This is a genomic window from Brachybacterium aquaticum (assembly GCF_014204755.1).
GTDB classification, from domain to species: domain Bacteria; phylum Actinomycetota; class Actinomycetes; order Actinomycetales; family Dermabacteraceae; genus Brachybacterium; species Brachybacterium aquaticum.
This window is the reverse complement of the sequence record NZ_JACHLZ010000001.1, coordinates 673,615-693,470: the sequence shown is the minus strand read 5'-3', so window position 1 is coordinate 693,470 and position 19,856 is coordinate 673,615. Positions and strand designations below refer to the sequence as shown.

General features: G+C 72.2%; 15 protein-coding genes. 8 read left to right on the top strand and 7 right to left on the bottom strand.

What is annotated here, in order from left to right; genetic code table 11:
- Window positions 1–10: 10 nt before the first annotated feature.
- Window positions 11–904 carry a PPK2 family polyphosphate kinase gene (locus tag HNR70_RS03090; RefSeq protein ID WP_184324367.1) on the bottom strand — a complete coding sequence of 298 codons (894 nt, stop codon included), beginning with the start codon at window positions 902–904 and terminating at the stop codon, window positions 11–13.
- Window positions 905–1,016: 112 nt separating this feature from the next.
- Between HNR70_RS03090 and HNR70_RS03085 the strand changes: the two genes are divergently transcribed.
- A complete protein-coding gene (locus tag HNR70_RS03085; protein ID WP_184324366.1) occupies window positions 1,017–2,303 on the top strand; it encodes an amidohydrolase in 1,287 nt (428 codons plus the stop codon).
- Window positions 2,304–2,415: 112 nt separating this feature from the next.
- Here HNR70_RS03085 and HNR70_RS03080 read toward each other — a convergent pair whose 3' ends face one another.
- Window positions 2,416–3,159 (bottom strand): PepSY domain-containing protein, encoded by a 744-nt coding sequence (locus HNR70_RS03080; RefSeq protein ID WP_184324365.1) that lies wholly within the window; start codon window positions 3,157–3,159, stop codon window positions 2,416–2,418.
- 317 nt (window positions 3,160–3,476) lie between these two features.
- On the opposite strand from HNR70_RS03080, the gene HNR70_RS03075 reads away from it, so the two are divergent.
- Window positions 3,477–5,945, top strand: a complete 2,469-nt coding sequence (locus tag HNR70_RS03075) for a phosphoketolase family protein (RefSeq protein WP_184324364.1) — start codon at window positions 3,477–3,479, stop codon at window positions 5,943–5,945.
- A gap of 33 nt (window positions 5,946–5,978) precedes the next feature.
- Complete coding sequence (locus tag HNR70_RS03070; protein WP_184324363.1) at window positions 5,979–6,290, top strand: acylphosphatase; 312 nt, start codon at window positions 5,979–5,981, stop codon at window positions 6,288–6,290.
- On the opposite strand, the gene HNR70_RS03065 is transcribed toward HNR70_RS03070, so the two are convergent.
- Complete coding sequence (locus tag HNR70_RS03065) at window positions 6,291–6,938, bottom strand: SDR family oxidoreductase (RefSeq protein ID WP_184324362.1); 648 nt, start codon at window positions 6,936–6,938, stop codon at window positions 6,291–6,293.
- Between the two features lie 188 nt (window positions 6,939–7,126).
- Here HNR70_RS03065 and HNR70_RS03060 point away from each other — a divergent pair, with 188 nt between their 5' ends.
- On the top strand, window positions 7,127–8,212 hold the full coding sequence (locus HNR70_RS03060) for a DUF808 domain-containing protein (protein WP_184324361.1): 1,086 nt from the start codon (window positions 7,127–7,129) through the stop codon (window positions 8,210–8,212).
- A gap of 147 nt (window positions 8,213–8,359) precedes the next feature.
- On the opposite strand, the gene HNR70_RS03055 is transcribed toward HNR70_RS03060, so the two are convergent.
- Window positions 8,360–8,875 (bottom strand): phosphoribosyltransferase, encoded by a 516-nt coding sequence (locus HNR70_RS03055; RefSeq protein WP_184324360.1) that lies wholly within the window; start codon window positions 8,873–8,875, stop codon window positions 8,360–8,362.
- A gap of 146 nt (window positions 8,876–9,021) precedes the next feature.
- The gene (locus HNR70_RS03050; protein ID WP_184324359.1) at window positions 9,022–11,082 is read right to left on the bottom strand and encodes a BCCT family transporter; all 2,061 of its coding nucleotides are present in this window, start codon (window positions 11,080–11,082) and stop codon (window positions 9,022–9,024) included.
- Between the two features lie 229 nt (window positions 11,083–11,311).
- On the opposite strand from HNR70_RS03050, the gene HNR70_RS03045 reads away from it, so the two are divergent.
- From HNR70_RS03045 to HNR70_RS03035, 3 genes are read left to right on the top strand one after another with little or no spacing between them, the layout of a single operon-like run.
- Entirely contained in the window at window positions 11,312–12,073 is a 762-nt protein-coding gene (locus HNR70_RS03045; protein WP_184324358.1) for a DeoR/GlpR family DNA-binding transcription regulator, read from the top strand.
- Complete coding sequence (locus HNR70_RS03040; protein WP_184324357.1) at window positions 12,070–13,026, top strand: 1-phosphofructokinase family hexose kinase; 957 nt, start codon at window positions 12,070–12,072, stop codon at window positions 13,024–13,026. The genes HNR70_RS03045 and HNR70_RS03040 overlap by 4 nt, the downstream gene beginning before the upstream one ends.
- A 49-nt stretch (window positions 13,027–13,075) precedes the next feature.
- Window positions 13,076–15,220 carry a PTS fructose transporter subunit IIABC gene (locus HNR70_RS03035; protein ID WP_184324356.1) on the top strand — a complete coding sequence of 715 codons (2,145 nt, stop codon included), beginning with the start codon at window positions 13,076–13,078 and terminating at the stop codon, window positions 15,218–15,220.
- Between the two features lie 72 nt (window positions 15,221–15,292).
- On the opposite strand, the gene HNR70_RS03030 is transcribed toward HNR70_RS03035, so the two are convergent.
- On the bottom strand, window positions 15,293–18,523 hold the full coding sequence (locus HNR70_RS03030) for a GH92 family glycosyl hydrolase (RefSeq protein WP_184324355.1): 3,231 nt from the start codon (window positions 18,521–18,523) through the stop codon (window positions 15,293–15,295).
- Between the two features lie 199 nt (window positions 18,524–18,722).
- Here HNR70_RS03030 and HNR70_RS03025 point away from each other — a divergent pair, with 199 nt between their 5' ends.
- The gene (locus tag HNR70_RS03025) at window positions 18,723–19,235 is read left to right on the top strand and encodes a hypothetical protein (RefSeq protein ID WP_184324354.1); all 513 of its coding nucleotides are present in this window, start codon (window positions 18,723–18,725) and stop codon (window positions 19,233–19,235) included.
- On the opposite strand, the gene HNR70_RS03020 is transcribed toward HNR70_RS03025, so the two are convergent.
- On the bottom strand, window positions 19,228–19,854 hold the full coding sequence (locus HNR70_RS03020; protein WP_184324353.1) for a thymidine kinase: 627 nt from the start codon (window positions 19,852–19,854) through the stop codon (window positions 19,228–19,230). The two genes, HNR70_RS03025 and HNR70_RS03020, sit on opposite strands and share 8 nt — an antisense overlap.
- Window positions 19,855–19,856 lie beyond the last annotated feature (2 nt).

Sequence of the window (19,856 nt, the reverse complement as noted above, 5' to 3'; positions counted from 1 at the left end):
GTCGCCTCGCTCACTCCATGGTCGCGGAGAGACGGCCGATCTCCTCCTCGACGTCGAAGTCGGCCGCGGGCCACTGCGGGTCGATCTCGATCAGGGCATCGATGAGCAGCTGCTGGACGGCGATGCGGGCGTACCACTTGCGGTCCGCGGGGATCACGTGCCAGGGCGCGCCCACGGTCGAGGTGGCGCGCAGCGCGCGGGTGTACGCCTCCATGTAGTCGTCCCAGTGCTCCCGCTCGTCGACGTCGCCGGGGTTGTACTTCCAGTGCTTGTCGGGGCGCTCGAGGCGCTCCATGAGCCGCTGGCCCTGCTCCTCGTGGGAGATGTGCAGCATCACCTTCACCACGGTGGTGCCGGCCGCGGCGAGCTCCCGCTCGAAGGCGTTGATGGCGGTGTAGCGGGAGCGGATCTCCTTGGCGTCGGCCCAGCCGTGGACGCGGTGGATGAGCACGTCCTCGTAGTGGGAGCGGTCGAACACGCCGATCTGGCCCGGTCGCGGGGCGTGCGGGCGGATCCGCCACAGGAAGTCGTGCTTCTTCTCCTCGTCGGTGGGGGCCTTGAACGCGGAGATGTCCACGCCCTGCGGGTCCACCGAGCCGACCACGTGGCGCATGATCCCGCCCTTGCCGGAGGTGTCCATGCCCTGGACGACCAGGAGGACGCTGCGGCCCTTCTCATCGCCGTGGTCCGCGGCGAACAGCCGCTCCTGGAGGCCGTCGAGCTCGGCGTCGCGGGCGAGGAGGAACTCCTGGCCCTCGGCCTTCTTCCCGTCGAACCCGGGGGTGGCGCGCGGATCCAGATCGCGCACGTCCCCCTTCCAGTCGTTGGGGATCAGGAAGCCGCGCGGGGCCTGCTCGGCATCGCCGGCGGACTTCTTCTTCGAGTTCTTCTTCGAGGTCGACATGGCACAGGAGGGTAGCGGGTCGCCCACCACGAGCCCGGCTCCGCCGCTCACCCGGGCGGTTCCGGCTTGACGGCGACTTGACGGCGGAGCGCCTGCGCAGGAGGGTCGGAGGATGACTCCCGAGCCCGTTCACCGCCCCGTCCCCGCCGACGATCCCGCCTCCCCCTCCCCCGCCGCGAGCACGTCGGCCGGCAGGAGCACGTCGGCCGACCGGAGCACTGTGGAGGGCACGACCTTCGCGATCACCGGCGCGCACGTCGTGCCGATCGAGGGCGAGCCCTTCGACGGCACGGTCCTGGTGCGCGAGGGGCGGATCACGGGGCTCGGCCCCGACCTCGAGATCCCCGCGGACCGCCCCGTGATCGACGCCGACGGGGCCTGGCTGCTGCCCGGATTCATCGACGCGCACGTGCACCTCGGCGTCGACGAGGAGGGCGAGGGCTGGGCCGGCGACGACACCAACGAGATGACCGACCCGGTGATGGCGGCAGCCCGCGCGATCGACGCGATCAACCCCGCCGACGTCGGCTTCGACGACGCGATCATCGGCGGGGTCACCGCCGTGAACGTGAACCCCGGCTCCGGCAACCCCATCGGCGGGCTCGCCGTCGCGCTGCGCACCCACGGCCGGGTGGTCGACGAGATGGTGCTGCGCCACCCCTCCGGGCTGAAGTCCGCACTCGGCGAGAACCCCAAGCGCGTGTACGGGGAGCGGAAGCAGACCCCCTCGACCCGACTCGGCGTGGCCCTCACGATCCGCCAGGCCTTCGCGAAGGCCCGCGCCTGGGCGGCGAAGCCCGAGGGCGAGCGGGACGCGGACCTCTTCTCCGAGGCGCTGACCCGCGTGCTGGAGCGCGAGATCCCCTGGCGCCAGCACGCCCATCGGGCCGACGACATCGCGACCGCCCTGCGCCTGGCCGAGGAGTTCGGCTACCGCCTGGTCCTGGACCACGGCACCGAGTCGTACCTGATCGCGGACCGGATCGCGGAGGCGGGGGTGCCGGTGCTGTACGGACCGCTGATCGTCTCCCGCTCGAAGGTCGAGGTGCGACACCGCACCCCGCGCGCCCCGGGCCTGCTCACCGCCGCCGGGGTCGAGGTCACGATCATCACCGACCACCCGGTGGTGCCGATCGAGTTCCTCGTCACCCAGGCCGCGCTCGCGGTCAAGCACGGCATGGAGCCCGCGGACGCGCTGCGCGCGATCACCCTGCACCCGGCCCGGGTGCTCGGCCTCGAGGACCGCCTCGGCTCGCTCACCGAGGGCAAGGACGCGGACCTGGTGCTCTGGGAGGGCGACCCGCTGGATGTCCGCCACCGCTCGCTGCGGGTGTGGCAGTGCGGGCGCGAGGTCATGCATCGGGCGGCCGACGGGGAGCCGGTGATCGCGCCCCGGTGAGGCCCGGGACGCGCTGACGGCCCGCACAGGAGCGGGGCGTCAGGACTGCCGGCGTGGCGTCACGACTGCCGGCGGGGCGTCACGACTGCCGGCGGGGCGTCGCAACAGGGTGTCAGTCCTCGACGCGGACCTCGCCGGTCTCGACGTCGACCTCCACCTCCACGTCGTCGCCGCCGGAGCGCTCGATGTCGATCTGGTAGCGGATGGTGCCGTCGTCGGAGTCGAGGTCCCAGCCGCTCACGCGCCCGGGCTCCTGGCCGACGGCGAGCTCGATCGCCTCGGCGTAGGGCATCGGGGAGGTGACGTCGACGGCCGGGTCCTGGTCGTCATCGTCGTCGTCCTGATCGTGCTCCGTGATCTCTCCGGTGGTGGCGTCGATGTCGAGGTCGTGCTGGACGCCGTCCACGACGAGCTCGACCTCCCACTCCCACTGGTCGTCGTCGTGGTCGATCTCGAGCGAGGTGAGCACGCCGCCGCTGACCGCGTCGGTGCCGAGGCGCACGGCCTCCTCCGCGGGGATCGGGAGCTGCTCGGTGGCGAGGTCGGCGTCCTCGGGCAGCGCGGCACCCGCAGCACCAGCAGCGGCACCGCCGTCGTCGGAGGCGCCGCCGCCGTCGGACGCGCCGGCGCCCCCGTCGGACGCCTCGTCCGTCGCGCTGTCGTCGGCGGTGCTCTCGTCGGCACCCTCCTCTGCGGAGGCGCCGGGGCCTTCGATGGCGGGGGCCTCTGTGGTGCCGCTGCTGCCGCAGCCGGCGGCGAGGCCGACGACGAGCGCGCCGAGGGCCACGGAGCGCAGCGCGCCCCGGCCCGTGGCGGCGGTGCGAGCGGTGCGGGGGGTGAGGATCGTGCGTGCCATGACGGTGTGCCTTCCTGTCGGGCCTGGGAGGGGCGCGGCGGCTGCGAGGGGGCCTCGCGTCCGCTCCCGGCGGGGTGCGGTTGCTTCGAGCCTAGGGACCGCTCCCCCGCCCTGTCAGGTTCCTGAGGAGGCTCTCATCCGGCCCTCATCCCGCTCTCACCGGCGCGCCGGGATACACTGCTGAACCGCCCGCCGCCATAGGCCCGGACGGGCCGGGGAGATTTTCCGAAAGTCCCTTCCGAGGCCTGCGTCACGGCAATACGGTGGCGGTGACGCGGCCGCGGGTCCCCGTGGTCATCGCGAGACAGGAAGGTGCCATGTCCGACGTCCCCAGCTGGCCCAGCGCTCCCTCGAAGACCCCGACGAAGACCGATCTCACGCGGATCCACGCCTGGTGGCGCGCCGCGAACTACCTCTCCGTCGGCCAGATCTACCTCAAGGACAACCCGCTGCTGCGCCAGCCGCTGCAGCGCGAGCACGTCAAGCCCCGCCTGCTCGGGCACTGGGGAACCACCCCAGGCCTGAACTTCCTCTACGCCCACGCCAACCGCGCGATCGCGCAGCGCGGACTGAACGCCATGTACATCACCGGCCCCGGTCACGGCGGTCCGGGCTTGGTCGCGTCGACCTACCTCGAGGGCACCTACTCCGAGGTGTACCCGGACGTCAGCGAGGACGAGACCGGGATGAAGAGGCTGTTCACGCAGTTCTCCTTCCCCGGCGGCATCCCCTCGCACGTCGCCCCGGAGACCCCCGGCTCCATCCATGAGGGCGGCGAGCTCGGCTACGCCCTCTCCCACGCCTACGGCGCCATGTTCGACAACGCCGACCAGATCGCGTTCACCGTGGTGGGCGACGGCGAGGCCGAGTCCGGGCCGCTGGCCGCCTCCTGGCACTCCAACAAGTTCGTCAACCCCCAGCACGACGGCGTCGTGCTGCCGATCCTGCACCTGAACGGGTACAAGATCGCCAACCCCACCGTCCTCGCCCGCATCGGTGACGAGGAGCTCGGCGCGCTCATGCGCGGCTACGGCCACAACCCCCTGTTCTTCGAGGGCGGGTTCGACGACGAGGACCCGCTGGAGATCCACAAGCGCTTCGCCGCGGTGCTCGACGACGCCCTCGACCAGATCGCCGCGATCAAGAAGCAGGCCGCCGAGGACGCCGCGGCGGGCCGGGAGACCGAGCGGCCGGCCTGGCCGATGATCGTCTTCCGCACTCCCAAGGGCTGGACCGGCCCCAAGGAGATCGACGGCCAGCAGACCGAGGGCTCCTGGCGCTCGCACCAGGTGCCGCTCGCGAACGCTCGCGACACCGACGAGCACCTCGCCGACCTCGACGCGTGGCTTCGCTCGTACAAGCCCGAGGAGCTGTTCGACGAGGACGGGAAGCTCGTCGAGGACGTCGCCGGCATCGCCCCCAAGGGCCTGCAGCGCATGTCCGCGAACCCGTCCACCAACGGCGGTGCGGTGATGAAGCCGCTGCGTCTGCCGGACTTCCGCGACTACGCCGTGGACGTGCCCGGACCCGGCGGCTCCGTCTCCGAGTCCACCCGCGTGCTGGGCACCTGGCTGCGTGAGGTGGTGCGGGACAACCCCGAGAACTTCCGCATCTTCGGGCCGGACGAGACCGCGTCCAACCGCCTCCAGGCGGTCTACGAGGTCACCGACAAGCAGTGGAACGCGCAGCTCGAGGACCACGACCGCTCCGAGCACCTCGCCCGCGCCGGCCGCGTCATGGAGATGCTCTCCGAGCACCAGTGCCAGGGCTGGTTGGAGGGCTATCTCCTCACCGGCCGCCACGGCATGTTCTCCTCCTACGAGGCGTTCATCCACATCGTCGACTCGATGGTCAACCAGCACGCCAAGTGGCTGAAGGTCACCAACGAGATCGAGTGGCGCCAGCCCATCGCCTCGCTGAACTACCTGCTCAGCTCCCACGTGTGGCGCCAGGACCACAACGGCTTCAGCCACCAGGACCCCGGCTTCATCGATCACATGGTCAACAAGAAGGCCGAGATCGTGCGGGTCTACCTGCCGCCGGACGCCAACACCCTGCTGTCCACCTACGACCACTGCCTGCGCTCGAAGCAGTACGTGAACGTGGTCGTGGCCGGCAAGCAGCCCAATCCCAACTGGCTGACCATGGACGAGGCTGTCGTGCACTGCACCCGCGGCCTCGGCATCTGGGAGTGGGCCGGCACCGCGGTGGAGGGCGAGGACCCCGACGTGGTCCTGGCCTGCGCGGGTGACATCCCCACCATCGAGGTGCTCGCTGCGGCGAAGATCCTGCGCGAGGAGATCCCCGACCTCCGCGTGCGCGTGATCAACGTGGTGGACCTGATGCGCCTGCAGGACGACACCGAGCACCCGCACGGCCTGTCGCAGCGGGCGTTCGACGGCTACTTCGGTGAGGACACCCCAGTGGTGTTCGCGTACCACGGCTACCCGTGGCTGATCCATCGCCTGGCCTACCGTCACGACCGCAACTCCCGCATCCACGTGCGGGGCTACAAGGAGGAGGGCACCACCACCACGCCCTTCGACATGCTGATGCGCAACGACACCGACCGCTACCACCTGGTCATGGACGTGATCGACCACGTCGACGGCCTGGGCACCCGCTTCGCCGGGCTGCGCCAGCGCATGGAGGACACCCGGATCAGGGCCCGCGCCTACGCCTACCAGCACGGCGAGGACGCCCCGGAGATCGTCACCTGGCAGTGGGGCGACGGCGGCGACGCGGAGGACGGCGGTCTGGCCGACACCGGTGGCGACAACGAGTGACCGCCCGACGGTGACCGCTCACCCGAGGGGCCGATGAACGAGGCCCAGCACTCCGATCCGGCGCACGACCCGCAGGTCGTGCGCCGGATCGTGCGCGTCCGGGGCCGGGTGCAGGGCGTCGGCTACCGGATGGACGCCGCTGCGGCCGCCGCCCGGATCGGGGTTGCCGGCACCGTGCGGAACCTCCTGGACGGCACCGTCGAGGCCGACGTGGAAGGGACCCCCGCGCAGGTCGAGGCGATGCTCGACCATCTGCGCGAGGGCCCGTCGTGGGCGCGCGTCGACGGGATCGACGTGCGCCGGGAGACCCCGCGCGGTGCGCAGGGCTTCCGGGTCACCGGCTGATCAGCGAACGGCCGCGAAGGCTTCGCCGATCTCCTGCTCGCCGTCGTTGAACTGGAGGAACTGCCCCACCGTCGCGGGCTCGGCGAGCGCGGCGACGATGGTGCGGGCGACGTTCCCGCGGGAGACGGTGCTGCCCTCGGCGGCGCCGAGGTCGATGCGGCCGGTCGGCTCCTCGAGGGTGAGGCCCGAGGGGCCGAGGATGGTCCAGTCCAGGTCGGTGCCGCGCAGGTGCGCGTCGGCCTTCGCCTTCGCCTCGGCGTAGGTGTGGAAGGAGTTGTCCTCCGGGATGCCGTGGTCGAGCGAGGCGCCGAAGTAGCTGACCATCACGTAGCGCTTCAGGCCCACGCGCTGCGCGGACTCCATCGACGCGATCGCCGCGTCGAGGTCGACCGCGACGGTGCGGGCAGGAGTCCCGCCGCCGGCGCCGGCGGACCACACCACCGCGTCCTTGCCGCGCAGCAGCTCGCCCCAGCCGTCGGCGTCGAGGGTCTCGATGTCCGAGACGACCGGGGTGGCGCCGGCGGCCTCGACCTCTGCCGCGTGCTCCGGGTTGCGGATCACCGCGTGGACGGTGTGACCCGCCTCTGCGAGCAGCGGCTCCGCGAGCAGCGCGACCTTGCCATGTCCTCCGATGAGTGCGATATCCATGCCTCCACCCTGCCACTGCCCTCGACTGTCGTCGAGGGCGGGGCGGGGATGTTCGCCGCGGGTGGACAGCGCCGCGGAGGGAGAGTCCTCAGCGCGGATCACATCCCTGCCCCTCGGAACGGGGGCGGTGCGCCGCTATTCTGAGCCGGGTCGCATCCGCGGCAGTTTCTCCGGGGGAAGGAACCTCAATGGCCGGTGGCCTCGCCGCTCTGCTCGATGACATCGCCGCGCTCGCGCGCCTGGCCGCGGCGAGCGCCGACGACGTCGCCGCAGCCTCCGCGAGGGCGGGCTCCAAGTCGCTCGGCGTGGTGATCGACGACGCCGCGGTCACACCGCAGTACCTCCAGGGCATCAAGCCCAATCGGGAGCTGCCGATCATCTGGCGGATCACCAAGGGCTCCCTGCGCAACAAGCTGATCTTCATCCTGCCGGTCCTGCTGCTGCTGAGCGTGTTCGCCCCCTGGCTGCTCACCCCGATACTCATGCTCGGCGGTCTCTACCTCAGCTTCGAGGGCGCCGAGAAGATCTGGGAGCTGGTGCGCGGCAAGGGCAAGGACAAGGAGCCCGCCGCGGCCAAGGGCGCCGATGCGGAGGACAAGGTCGTCTCCGGCGCCGTGCGCACCGACCTGATCCTCTCCGCCGAGATCATGGTGATCTCGATGAACTCGGTGGACACCGACAACGTGTGGATTCGCGCCGCGGTGCTCGTGGTCATCGCGATCGGCATCACCGCGCTCGTCTACGGCACGGTCGGCCTGCTGGTGAAGATGGACGACATCGGCCTGGCCATGGCGAAGGACGAGGACGCCTCCGAGGGCAAGAAGCGCTTCGGCATGGGTCTGGTGCGGGCGATGCCCCGCGTCATGCACGTGATCAGCTACGTCGGCATGATCGCGATGCTGTGGGTGGGCGGCCACATCCTGCTGGTCGGCACGCACGACCTGGGCCTCGCCCAGCCCTACGGGTTCGTCCACCACCTCGAGGAGTTGGCCGCGGGCGTCGCCGGCGTCGGCGGGGTGCTCGGCTGGCTCGTGAACACTTTCTTCTCGTTCGTGTTCGGCCTGATCATCGGCGCCATCGTCGCGGTGATCGTGCACTTCCTGCCCTTCGGGCATCACGGCGAGGACGAGGGCCACGCGGGCGAGAGGGATGCGGCCGAGGCTCATGCGGCCGACGGGGCTGCGGCCGACGGGCCCGCGACCTCGGGCGCGACTCCGGCCGACGGCGGCGCCGCCGCGGGATCGGCCGACGGGGGCCGCGCGGGCGGGCACTGACCGCCCCGACTCCCGGTTAACCGGGTGCTCGGTCACCCGGCGCCCGACGACGAGAACGGCGGCCACCACGAGGAGGGATCCTCGGGTGGCCGCCGTTCTCGCGTCCGATGCGCTCTCGCGCGGGCGGCTCAGGCGCCGGCCGAGCGCTCAGGCTCCGGTCGAGCGCTCCACGGGCGGCTCGGCGGACCACGGGAAGACGATCCACTCGTCGGTGCGGCGCCACACGAAGTCGGGGTCGACGACGGAGCGGGACTTGCCGTAGATGACGGCGCTGCGGGCGTCGGCGCCCTGCTCGCGCAGCAGCTCGAGCACGAGGGCGAGGGTGCGGCCGGAGTCGGCCACGTCGTCGACGACCAGCAGGCGCTTGCCCTTGATCGACTCGGTGTCGAGCATCGGGGCGAGCAGCACCGGGTCCGGCAGGGTCTCGTGGACGTCGGTGTAGAACTCGACGTTGATCGCGTCGGAGAGCTTCACGCCGAGCGCGTAGGACAGCGCGCCGGCGGGCAGCAGGCCGCCGCGGGCGACGGCGATGATGATCTCGGGGTCGAAGTCCGAGTCGGCGATGACCTGGGCCAGCTCACGGGAGGCGGTGCCGAACAGCTCCCAGGTCAGCACCTCCTTCTCGACGAGGTCGGAGGAATCGGCATGGTAGGCCTGGGTCATCGTTCACTGCTCCTGGGTGATCGGCGCATGGGGTCGGCGCGGGGCGCGGGCGGTGGGTGGTTCGGCCGGGGGTGCTCGGCGCGGAGTGCTCCGATGGTATGCGCCCCGCGCCGGGCACGTCCCCTCCACAGGGCCCAGGTGGCCGATCACTCAGCCCGCCCGGCCCCGTCGGCCTCCGGCAGCGGGTTCCCGTCAGCGTCGAGGTAGACGCCCCGTACGTAGTCGTAGTCGACCGGGTTGCCGTCCTCGTCGGTGCGCGCGTACCACTCGGTGACCTCGGGGGCGGTGGAGTCGAACTCTCCGCCGGCGGCGTACTCGCTGCCCGGGGCGGTGGGCTCGATGGCGAGGGCGAAGTGGTCCCCGTACTCGGCCACGCCCTGCTTCACCGCGTGCTCGACCGCGGCCTCCTGGTAGCGGTCGCGGATGGCCATCGGGTCATTGCGCAGCTCCTTCCACAGCGCCACGGCCATGAGCACGAGGATCACCGCGAAGGGCAGGGCCGTGATCACCACCAGGTTCTGCAGTCCGCTCAGCGCGTTCTCCCCACCGAACAGCAGGATCACGACCGCGATCCCGGACATGCACAGCACCCAGAAGGCGGTGACGAGACGGTTCGGCTCAGGGTTGCCGCGCTGGGACATCTGCGAGTTCACGAGAGAGGCGGAGTCGGCGGTGGTGATGAAGAAGATCGCGAGCACAACGATCACGAGCGCGGAGACGATCCCGCCGCCCGGCAGCTGGTCCACCACGGTGTAGAAGATCTCCGCCGGCAGCGGCAGGGAGTCGACCGTCCCGTCGGGGGCGATGGCCGCGTCGGGATCAGCGATGCCGACGGTGTTGCCGTTCTCGTCCAGGACGCTCGCCCGGCGCTGCAGCCAGATGGCGGTCCCGCCGAGGATCGCGAAGGCGAGCACGATGATCGAGGAGGGGATCAGCAGCACGCCGAGCACGAACTGGCGGATGGTGCGGCCGCGGGAGATCTTCGCGACGAACACCCCTACGAAGGGCGCCCAGCTCACCCACCACGCCCAGTAGAAGGTGGTCCAGGCGGAGAGGAAGGCCTGCATGTCCTCGCCCTCGGACATGTTGGCCGCGAGCATGTCCGGCATGGTGCCGAAGTACTCGGTGATCGCGCCGGGGATGATGTTGACCAGGAACACGGTGGGGCCGACGACGAAGAAGAAGATCGCCAGGCCCACCGAGAGCACCATGTTGATGTTGGACAGCCGGCGGATGCCCTTGGCAACGCCGGAGACCGCCGAGGCGATCGTGCCGATCGTCAGCACCATGATGATGAGCATCGCGACGGTGTTCCCCGTCGGCCCGAGGCCGCCGACGATCTCGACACCGCGGGCGATCTGGAGCGCGCCGATGCCGAGGGAGGCGGCGGTGCCGAAGAGCGTCGCGATGATCGCGAGGGCATCGATGATGCGGCTGGGCACCGAGGTCGAGTCCCCGCCCCACAGGCCCGAGACGATAGAGCTCATCAGCGGCACCTTGCCGCGCCGGTAGGAGATGTAGGCGACGGAGAGGCCCACGATCGCGTAGATCGCCCAGGCGTTCACGCCCCAGTGGAGGGCGGACTGCGCGATCGCGCCCTTCATCGCGTTCATGCTGCCGGCGTCGTAGGGGGCGCCGGGGCGGGGGTCGAGGTAGTAGGTCAGCGGTTCGTAGGGGCCGAAGAAGATGATGCCGATGCCGATGCCGGCGGCGAAGAGCATCGCGGCCCAGGAGGCGGTGCTGTACTCGGGCTTCTCACCGTCCAGCCCCAGCGGGATCCTCCCGTAGCGGGACAGGGCGATCACCAGCAGCACGATCACCATCCCGATGGCGAGGACGTTGAACAACCAGCCCAGGTTCGCCATCACCCGGTACAGCGCGGCGCCGGAGACGTCTAGCACCTGCTGCGGGGCGATCACGCCCCAGATCACGAAGGCGACGATCAGCACGCCCACGACCACGACGATCGGGACGTCGATGCCGTAGCGCACCTTCTGGTCCTCGACCGAGACGCCGGGCACGAGCGCCGGATGGAGCGAATGGGGGTAGTTCACCTCGTCGAGGGAGCGCTTCGCCTGACGTCGGCGGGTGAAGTAGCGGACCCTCCGCTCGGCCGCGTAGTCGTCGGCGGCCTGACTGTTCCTGTCCTGGTTGGTCCGGTCCTGGCTGGTCTGGTCGATGGGCGTCTCCGGATCCGGCGGGGTCATCGATCCTCCTGGGTGTGGGCGACCCGCTCACTCTAGTGGGATCCACACCGACGTCCCGTCAATCCGACAATCAGGCCGATCACTCGCGGAGACTCGACATCCCCGCACTCACGAATGAAACCCAACATACTTACAACTTGCGCATGTGTTGTTTTCTGCGGGTTCCGGGAGTAGTCTGCTCCCACTGGCGGTGCCCCGCACCGTCGCCCTCCGACGAAGCAGGTGCCTCATGTACGCCCGTGAACGCCAACGTCGCATCCTCGAGCTGCTCGAGCAGCGCGGCCGTGTGACCGTCACCGATCTCGCCGCCGTCTTCGCGGTCACCACCGAAACGGTGCGCCGAGACCTCGACCAGCTCGCTGCCGACGGCCATCTGGTGCGGGTCCATGGCGGGGCCGTCCCTCGGAGCACCACGGACGTCGAGCCCGACCTCGACTCGCGCCTCGTCACCAATGTCGAGGCCAAGCGCCGCATCGCCCGCGCGGCCGCGCGGCTGCTGCCGTCGGACCCCCGGGCCGCGGTGATGCTCGACGCCGGCAGCACCGTCGGAGAGCTCATCCCTCACCTCAGCGGACGGCGCGGCCCCGTCATCACCCACGCCCCGGCGATCGCGCAGGGTGCGCTCATCCACACCGATCTCGAGGTGCACGTCCTGCCCGGGCGAGTGCGCCCCACGACTCAGGCCGCGGTCAGCGCCGCGACGGTCGAGGCGATCCGAGTCCTGCACCCCGAGCTCGTCGTGCTCGGCTGCAACGGGCTGGACGGCGAGGGCTTCACCACCCCTGACCCGGACGAGGCTGCGGTGAAGTCCGCGATGGTCCGCAGCGCCGCGCGGCGTGTGATGCTCGCGGACTCGTCCAAGGCAGACACCCGCCACCTGGTCACCTTCGCGACCACCCAGGAGATCGACACCCTGGTCAGCGACGACGGCCTGCCGGCCGAGCTCGTCGCCGAGCTCGAGGAGGCCGGGATCGAGGTGCTGACGGCATGATCCTCACCTTCACCGCGAACCCGTCGCTGGACCGCACGGTCGAGCTGCCCGGGCCGCTCGTCCCCGGCGGGGTCCATCGCATCGGCGCGGACCGCACCCAGCCGGGAGGCAAGGGCATCAACGTCGCTCTCGGCGTGCACCGTGCAGGGCTTCCTGTCCTCGCCGTGCTCCCGGCCGCGCCGACCGATCCGCTGCTCGGCCTGCTCGAGGTCGAGGGGCTCCCGCATCGTGCGAGCCCCGTCGCGGGGCGCGTGCGCACGAACCTCACGGTCCTCTCCTCCCCGGGGCAGACGACGAAGCTCAACGAGCCCGGCGCGGAGCTCTCCGCACCGGAGGTCGACGGGCTCGAGCGCCTCCTCCTGGAGAGCACCTCCCCCGGTGACAGTGTCATGCTCTCGGGATCCCTCGCCCCCGGCCTACCGGCCGACGAGTACGTGCGCCTGGTGACGGCGCTGCGAGCCCGCGGCGCACGGGTGGGCGTGGACACCTCGGACGCCCCGCTCGCGGCGCTGGCCTCCGCGCTGGACAGCGCCGCTCCGGACTTCCTGAAGCCCAACGCCGAGGAGCTCGGCCAGATCCTCGGGGCCGACGGCGCCGCCCTCGAGGCGGAGGCCGCCGAGGGCCGGCTCGATGGCGTGGCCGCGGCCGCGCTGGATCTGCACCGCCGGGGCGTCGGCGCAGTGCTCGTGACCCTCGGCGGCGCCGGCGGCCTCCTCGCCACCGAGGGGGCGGCCTGGTACAGCCCCTCGGCTCCGGTCCCGGTCGTCTCCACCGTCGGCGCCGGCGACTCCGCGACCGCGGGCTATCTCATCGCCCGCGCCCTCGAGGAGGAGCCGCCGCTCCGGCTCGCCCGCTCCCTCGCCTATGGCACCGCCGCCGTGGCCCTGCCCGGCACCACCATCCCCCGCCCCGACCAGGTTCGGATCGACGCCACTCGCGTCGTCCGCCTCTGATCCCCACCCCGTCCGCCGCCTCCGGCGGGACCGTTCGAAGGAGAACCCCATGTCCGCTCCGCTGATGACCCCCGAGCTGGTCAGGCTCGACGTCGCCCCGCCCGGGGACAAGCACGCCGTGATCGGCATGATGGCCGATCTCATCGCAGCCACCGGTCGCGCCGAGCGCGACGGCCTCGAGGCCGGGCTGCTGAAGCGAGAGGAGTCCTTCGCGACCGGCATGCCCGGCGGCTTCGCCATCCCCCACTGCCGCACCGAGGCGGTGCACGAGGCGGCGCTCGGCCTGGTGCGCCTGAGCGAGCCGGTGGACTTCGGCGCTCCCGACGGCCCCGCCGACCTCATCATCGCGATCACCGCTCCCGCCGGGACCGACGACCAGCACCTGAAGCTCCTCGCCCAGCTCTCCCGTGCGCTGATCCGCCCGGAGTTCCTCGCCGCCCTGCGCGCTGCGAGCACCCCGGAGGAGGTGTCGGAGCTGGTCATGGGCGTGGTCGCCCCGGAGGAGAAGCCAGAGGAGAAGCCGGAGGGTAAGTCTGCGACGGAGCCGAGCACCGCGGACGGCGTCTCGAGCACCGCTGCCGACGCGGCTGCGACCGGCACCACCGCCGACGGCACGGTGTCGGACAGCACAGCGTCGGGCGACACCCCGGTCCTGCTCGCCATCACCTCCTGCCCCACCGGCATCGCCCACACGTACATGGCGGCCGAGTCGCTCGAGAACGCGGCGAAGGACAAGGGCATCGAGCTGCACGTGGAGACCCAGGGCTCCGGCGGCATCACCCCCTTCACCAACGAGCAGATCGCCGCCGCGGGCGCACTGATCATCGCTGCGGACGTCAACGTCTCCGGCCGAGACCGCTTCGCGGGACTGCCGGTCATCGAGCACCCGGTCAAGCGCGCCATCTCCCATGCGCCGCAGATGATCGACGAGGCCGTCGCCGCGGCCGCGGACCCGTCGGCCCGCCGCGTCCCCGCCGGCAGCGGCGGCAAGGGCGGCGCCGCCGGCGCGGGCGGCGCTGGGGCGGGCGCGCCGGGCGCCGGGCAGTCCTGGCCCAAGCGCATCCAGGGCGCGGTGATGACGGGCGTGTCCTACATGATCCCGTTCGTCGCCGCGGGCGGCCTGCTCATGGCGCTCGGCTTCCTCATCGCGGGCTTCGACGTCGCCTTCGTCGCCCAGGACGTCGCCACCACCAGCTCGCTGTCCTCGCTGCCCGGGCACATCTCCTACGAGGGGCCGACGGGTGCGGTCCAGACCGAGCGGGCCGGGCTCGCGCTCTATCTCGGGGCGGTGCTGTTCACGCTCGGGAACCTCGGGATGGGCTTCCTGGTCGCCGCGCTGTCGGGCTACATCGCCTTCGGCCTCGCGGGCCGTCCCGGGATCGCTCCCGGATTCATCGGCGGCGCCGTGTCGGTGCTGGTGGGCGCGGGCTTCCTGGGCGGTCTGATCACCGGTCTGCTGGCCGGCCTGATCGCGCTGTGGTTCACGACGCTGACCCCGCCGCGCTGGCTGGCGGGACTGATGCCGGTGGTGATCATCCCGCTGGTGACCACGTTCGTGGTGGGCGGGCTGATGCTGCTGTTCCTGGGCCGCCCGCTGGCCGCGCTCATGACCGCGCTGCAGGACGGCCTGTCGGGCATGTCCGGCTCCTCCGCGATCCTGCTCGGCGTGATCATCGGCCTGATGATGTGCGTCGACCTCGGCGGACCGGTGAACAAGGCGGCCTATCTCTTCGCGACCGCCGGTCTGTCCCAGGGCACCGAGGCGTCCTTCCAGATCATGGCCGCCGTGATGGCCGCCGGCATGGTGCCGCCGCTGGCGATGGCGCTGTCCACCGTGGTGCGCCGCCGGCTGTACTCGCCGGTGGAGCGGGAGAACGGCGCGACCGCGTGGCTGCTCGGCGCGGCGTTCATCTCCGAGGGCGCGATCCCCTTCGCCGCGGCGGACCCGCTGCGCGTCATCCCGTCGATGATGACCGGCGGCGCGGTCACCGGCGCGCTCGTGATGGCACTCGGGGTCGGCTCGCAGGCACCGCACGGCGGCGTCTTCGTCGCCTTCGCGATCTCCCCGATGTGGGGCTTCCTCCTCGCGATCGTGGCGGGCACCCTGGTCGCCGCAGCCCTCGTCACCGTGCTCAAGGAGATCTCGCTGCGACGCTCGGCGACGGCCACGTCCGCCGAGGTCGTCCCCGCCTGAGGCACCGCCCGACCACGCAGGTCCGCGACCCCCGCCCCGGTGCTCCTGCATCGGCGCGGGGGTCGCCGCCGTTCAGGCCAGCAGCTCCAGCTGGGCCAGGCGCAGCGGTCCCTGGGAGGTGGTGATCACCAGGCGGTGGCGGGTGCAGCGGCGGGGCGAGGAGATCTCGAAGGGCCGGGTCTGGCGCCGCCAGCGGAAGGACTGGGCCGAGCGGGCGTCCAGCACCTCCCAGGTCACCCCGTCGGCCGAGCCCTCGAGCCGCCAGGCGATCGGGTCCCCGCCCGTCTCCGCCCCCGAGGTCAGGGTGAGGAACCGGGCCTGGGCCGCCTCGCCGAGCTCGGGCAGCTCGAGCACCGCGCTCGAGGTCGACAGGGTCAGCTCGGTGCTCGCGTCGTCGTCCAGCAGCGGGTTCGCGGGGTCCGTCGCGAACAGGTCCCGCAGCGGCATCGGCCGCTCCCCCGGGCCGGTCGGCGAAGGCGGCACCTCGCCCCAGTCCCCCGGCTCGGTCCCGAGGTCGACGTGGAGCCGCCCGCGCAGGTCGGCGTGGTCGATCCAGGACTGCGCATGGGGGCGGCCGCGCACGGTCATGGCGGTGATGCACGTGTCCTCGTCGTGGGGAGGAACGCCGCCGGGCCGGGAGGCGGAGACGACGAAGGGCTCCCCGCCGAGCGGGCGCACGCTCGCCTGGGCGAACAGCGGCGCCACCAGGTGGTACCGGCCGGTGGCGAGCTGGAGCGGGTACAGGCCCAGCGCCGTCAGCAGCCACCAGGCGCTCATCTCGCCGTTGTCCTCATCGCCGGGGTAGCCCTGGCCGATCTGCTCGCCGACGAACAGGCGCCGCTGGATCTCGCGCACGAGCCGCGAGGCCTCCTCGGGGGCGCCCACGTGGTGGAACAGGAACGGGATGTGGTGGGCGGGCTGGTTGGAGAAGCCCAGCTGGCCGAGCCGCACGCCGCGCGCCTCGACCATCTCGTGGAGCACGTGGTCGTAGGTGCCGGGCCGGTCCGCCTCCTCCGGCGTGTGGAGGTACTGCTCGAGCCGTCCGCGGAGCATGTGCCGCCCGCCCTGCAGGGCGGCGAGGCCCTCGGGGTCGTGGGGGACGTGGAAGGCGAAGGTCCATGCGTTTGTCTCGGTGTAGTCCCCGCCCCAGTCCAGGGGATCGAACTCCTCGTCCGGCAGGGAGAAGGTGCCGTCGCGGCGGCGGCCGCGGAAGAACTCGGTCTCCGGGTCCCACAGCAGGGCGTAGCTGCGGGCACGGGCCTCGAGGTAGTGGGACTCCTCGCGCAGCCGGGCGGCGCGGTGCACGTCCCCGTCGGCCTCCGCGCGCTCGGCGAGCAGCGCCGCCTGGGCGGCGAGCGCGGCATCGTTCACGCACGCCTCGAGGCTCCAGGAGACGCTCTCGCCGACGCCGACGTCGGAGGGGACGAAGCCGCGGAAGACGGCGGTGGCGCCACCCTTGCGGCCGACGCCCACGGAGGTCGGGGCGACGGTGGCGTTGCGCAGTCCGGCCTCGTAGGCGCCGACGGGATCGGGCAGCGGCACGCCCTTCACCGCCAGGTCCGCGAAGGCGACGTCGCTGCTGGTGCCGGTCATGCAGTCGGCATAGCCCGGGGAGGACCAGCGGGCGATCCAGCCGCCCTCGCGGTGCTGCTGGACGAACCCGTCGGCCAGCGCCGCGGCAATCTCCGGGTACAGCAGCGCATAGGCGGGCCAGGCGGTGCGGTAGGTGTCCCAGAAGCCGTGGTCCACCGCTATCCGCCCGGCGACGACCTGAGCGTTCGTGCGGGTGTCCGTGGCGCGGCCGCGCAGGGGAAGGACGGGGCTCGCGTGCACGGGCTCGGTGCGACCGCCCGTGCCGGCGTCCTCCCAGTGGGAGGAGGGGTAGAGGTTCAGGCGGTACAGGTTCCCGTACAGGGTGCGGCGCTGGGCGGGGGTGGCCCCGGTCGCGTCGATCACCCGCAGCCGCCGCTCCCAGGCGCCGTGCGCGGCGGCACGGATCTCCTCGAGGGAGCGCCCGGCGAGCTCCCGGGCGAAGGTGCGCCCCGCCTGCTCCTGGCCGATGAGGCTCGTGACCAGGCGGAGGCGCACCCGGGTGGTGCCGGCGGGCAGGGTGAGCACGGCACCGCTGCTGTCGCCGCGGGCGCGGCCCACGCGCACCGGCGCGGGCTCCACCTCGGCGAGGACGAACATGCGGGTCGCCCCCTCGGCACGGGCATAGCCCTCGGCCGGGGAGGAGTCGATCCAGCCCTGCACCCGGCCGTCGAAGACGGCGCCGGCGGCGTCGAACCGCGAGTGCTCGTCCACGCCCTCGATCAGGAGGTGCGCGGGGTCGGGACCGGCCGGCAGGTCGATCTCGACCAGTGCGCCGTGGTCGGTGGGGGCCAGGCGCATCGCGATCCCGGACTCGGTGCGGACCGCGTAGAGATCGGGACGGGCGGTCTCCTCGGCGTGGTCGAAGGCGAGCGCGCGGGCCGACGGGCTCGCGTCGGGCTCCTCGCCGCGAAGCGGCATGAGCATCAGCTGGTGGCGGTCGCCCATCCAGGGGCTCGGCTGGTGCGAGAGGGCAAGGCCCTGCAGGCGCGGGCGGGCGTCCTCGCCGGCGGTGCGGTGGTACTCGTAGATCCAGCGCCGGGTGCGGGCGTCGGTGGCGGGGGTGAACTTCGCGAAGCCGTTGGGCAGCGCGGTCAGCGGCAGGGTGTTCCCGCGGGAGAACTCCCTGGAGGAGTGGGTGCCGCGGCGGGTGTCGACCCAGGCGACGGGGTCTTCGAGCGGCGGGTCGGCGGGCGGGACCTCAAGGTAGGGGCCGTCGATCCAGCCGTGCAGCTCCTCCTCGGCCTGCCCCTCGAGGTACGTGTCGGGGTCCGCGGGGGCGTCCAGCACCAGCTGCACGTCGGCGATGGTGCGGCCGGCGAGCGCGTCGAGGGGCACCTGGACATCGTTCCACTGGTCGGCGTAGAGGATCCGTCCCTCACCGAGCCCGAGGGCGGTGGCGAGGGTGCCGTACTGGTCGCGCGGGCCGATCTCGGAGAGCCGTGCGCCGTCCTCGAGCACCAGGTCCACCGCGACGAAGGTCGCGCCCCAGGTCCGCTGCGCGTCCAGCGCGGGGTGGACGAACCAGCGCAGCACCTCTCCCGGTGCGATGGTCCGGCCGACGAGCGCGTCCGCGCCGTCCAGGTCGGGCAGAGCGGCGTCGGTGCGGGCGCCGGCGGTGCCGGCGTAGCGCACGGCCGACGGGGCGCGCAGTCCCGTGCCGTCCCTGCTGGTCGGGAAGCCGACGGGACCGCTGGAAGGCGTGAGGATCATGCGGGCCAGCGTAGCGAGGAACCGCTTACCTCCCGCTGAGGCGCGGCCTGCATCGGCGGCGAGCGGCTCCTCGGATGGGGATTCCTCCCCATGCCCGGAGGATGCGGGCGCGGCATCCGGTGCGGAATACTCCAGGGCATCCCTCCTCATCCCCGTCGGCCGCGTCCGTGCGTCGACTCGCGCCGCCCCAGGAGTCCACATGGTCCACGTCCAGCCCGCACCGGGCAGCCCGTACCCGTCAGCCCCCGGCTCGACCCCCGGGCGCGCGAAGCGCCCCGTGTGGCACTGGATCCTGCTGGGCGCTGTCGCCCTCCTGGGGCTGCTCGTGGTCGGGACCCTCGGCGTGATCATCGCCGTCCAGCTGCTCACGCGCGGCAATCCGCAGTCGACGCTCGAGGACTTCTACACCTCGCTGGAGACCGCGGACTGCGAACTGTTCATGGACTCCACGACCGAGGAGTACCGGGCGGCCACGGGACTGACCTCATGCACGATCCTCGAGGACGAGCTCGGGCCGATCAGCGCGGTGGACTACGAGGTCAACGAGCGCATCAACCGTCAGGGCTACGCGATCTTCGAGGTCACCGAGACGTACACGGTCGAGGGGCAGGAGGTCGATGTGGACCTGCGCTACTACGTGCGGCGCATCGACGGGCAGTGGGACCTCGACGGCATCGAGCTGCTCGAGCACGGCGCCGAGCCGATCACCTGAGGCGCTCCGCCTCGGCGACCGCCGCGCGGTGGGCCCGGCACCGCGCCCGGTAGGACTCCGCCCCGCCCACCTGGGCGGGGGTCGCCCGCAGTGCGCTCTCGCCGTCCTCGACCAGGCGCACGTGGAAGGCGGCATCGGCCCCGCATACGGTGCACACCGCGGTGAGCTTCACGGTCTCCTCCGCCACCGCCATCAGCGCGGGCAGCGGCGCGAAGGGCCCGCCGTCGTACGTGACGCACAGCCCGGCGACCGCGACGTCGATCCCGGCATCCAGCAACTGCTCGAGCACGGGGACCAGGGCCGGGCCGAAGAACTGCGCCTCATCGATCGCGACCAGGTCCGGCGCCGCCACACCGGAGGCCGCCGCGCCCTCGTCCCCCCGCCCGGGAAGCAGCGCCAGCAGCTCCGCCGGATCCTCGAGCATCCGCGCCGCCGCGGTGCGCCCAAGGTGGGTGGCCAGGCGGTCCGCGCCGCCGCGCGCATCGAGCCGGTGCCCCACCACCTCGACCCGCAGCCCGGCCAGGCGCGCCCGATGGACGCGCCGCAGCAGCTCCTCGGTCTTGCCCGCGAACATCGGGCCCGCGATCACCTGCAGTCGTCCAGCCTCCGTGGCGCGCATGC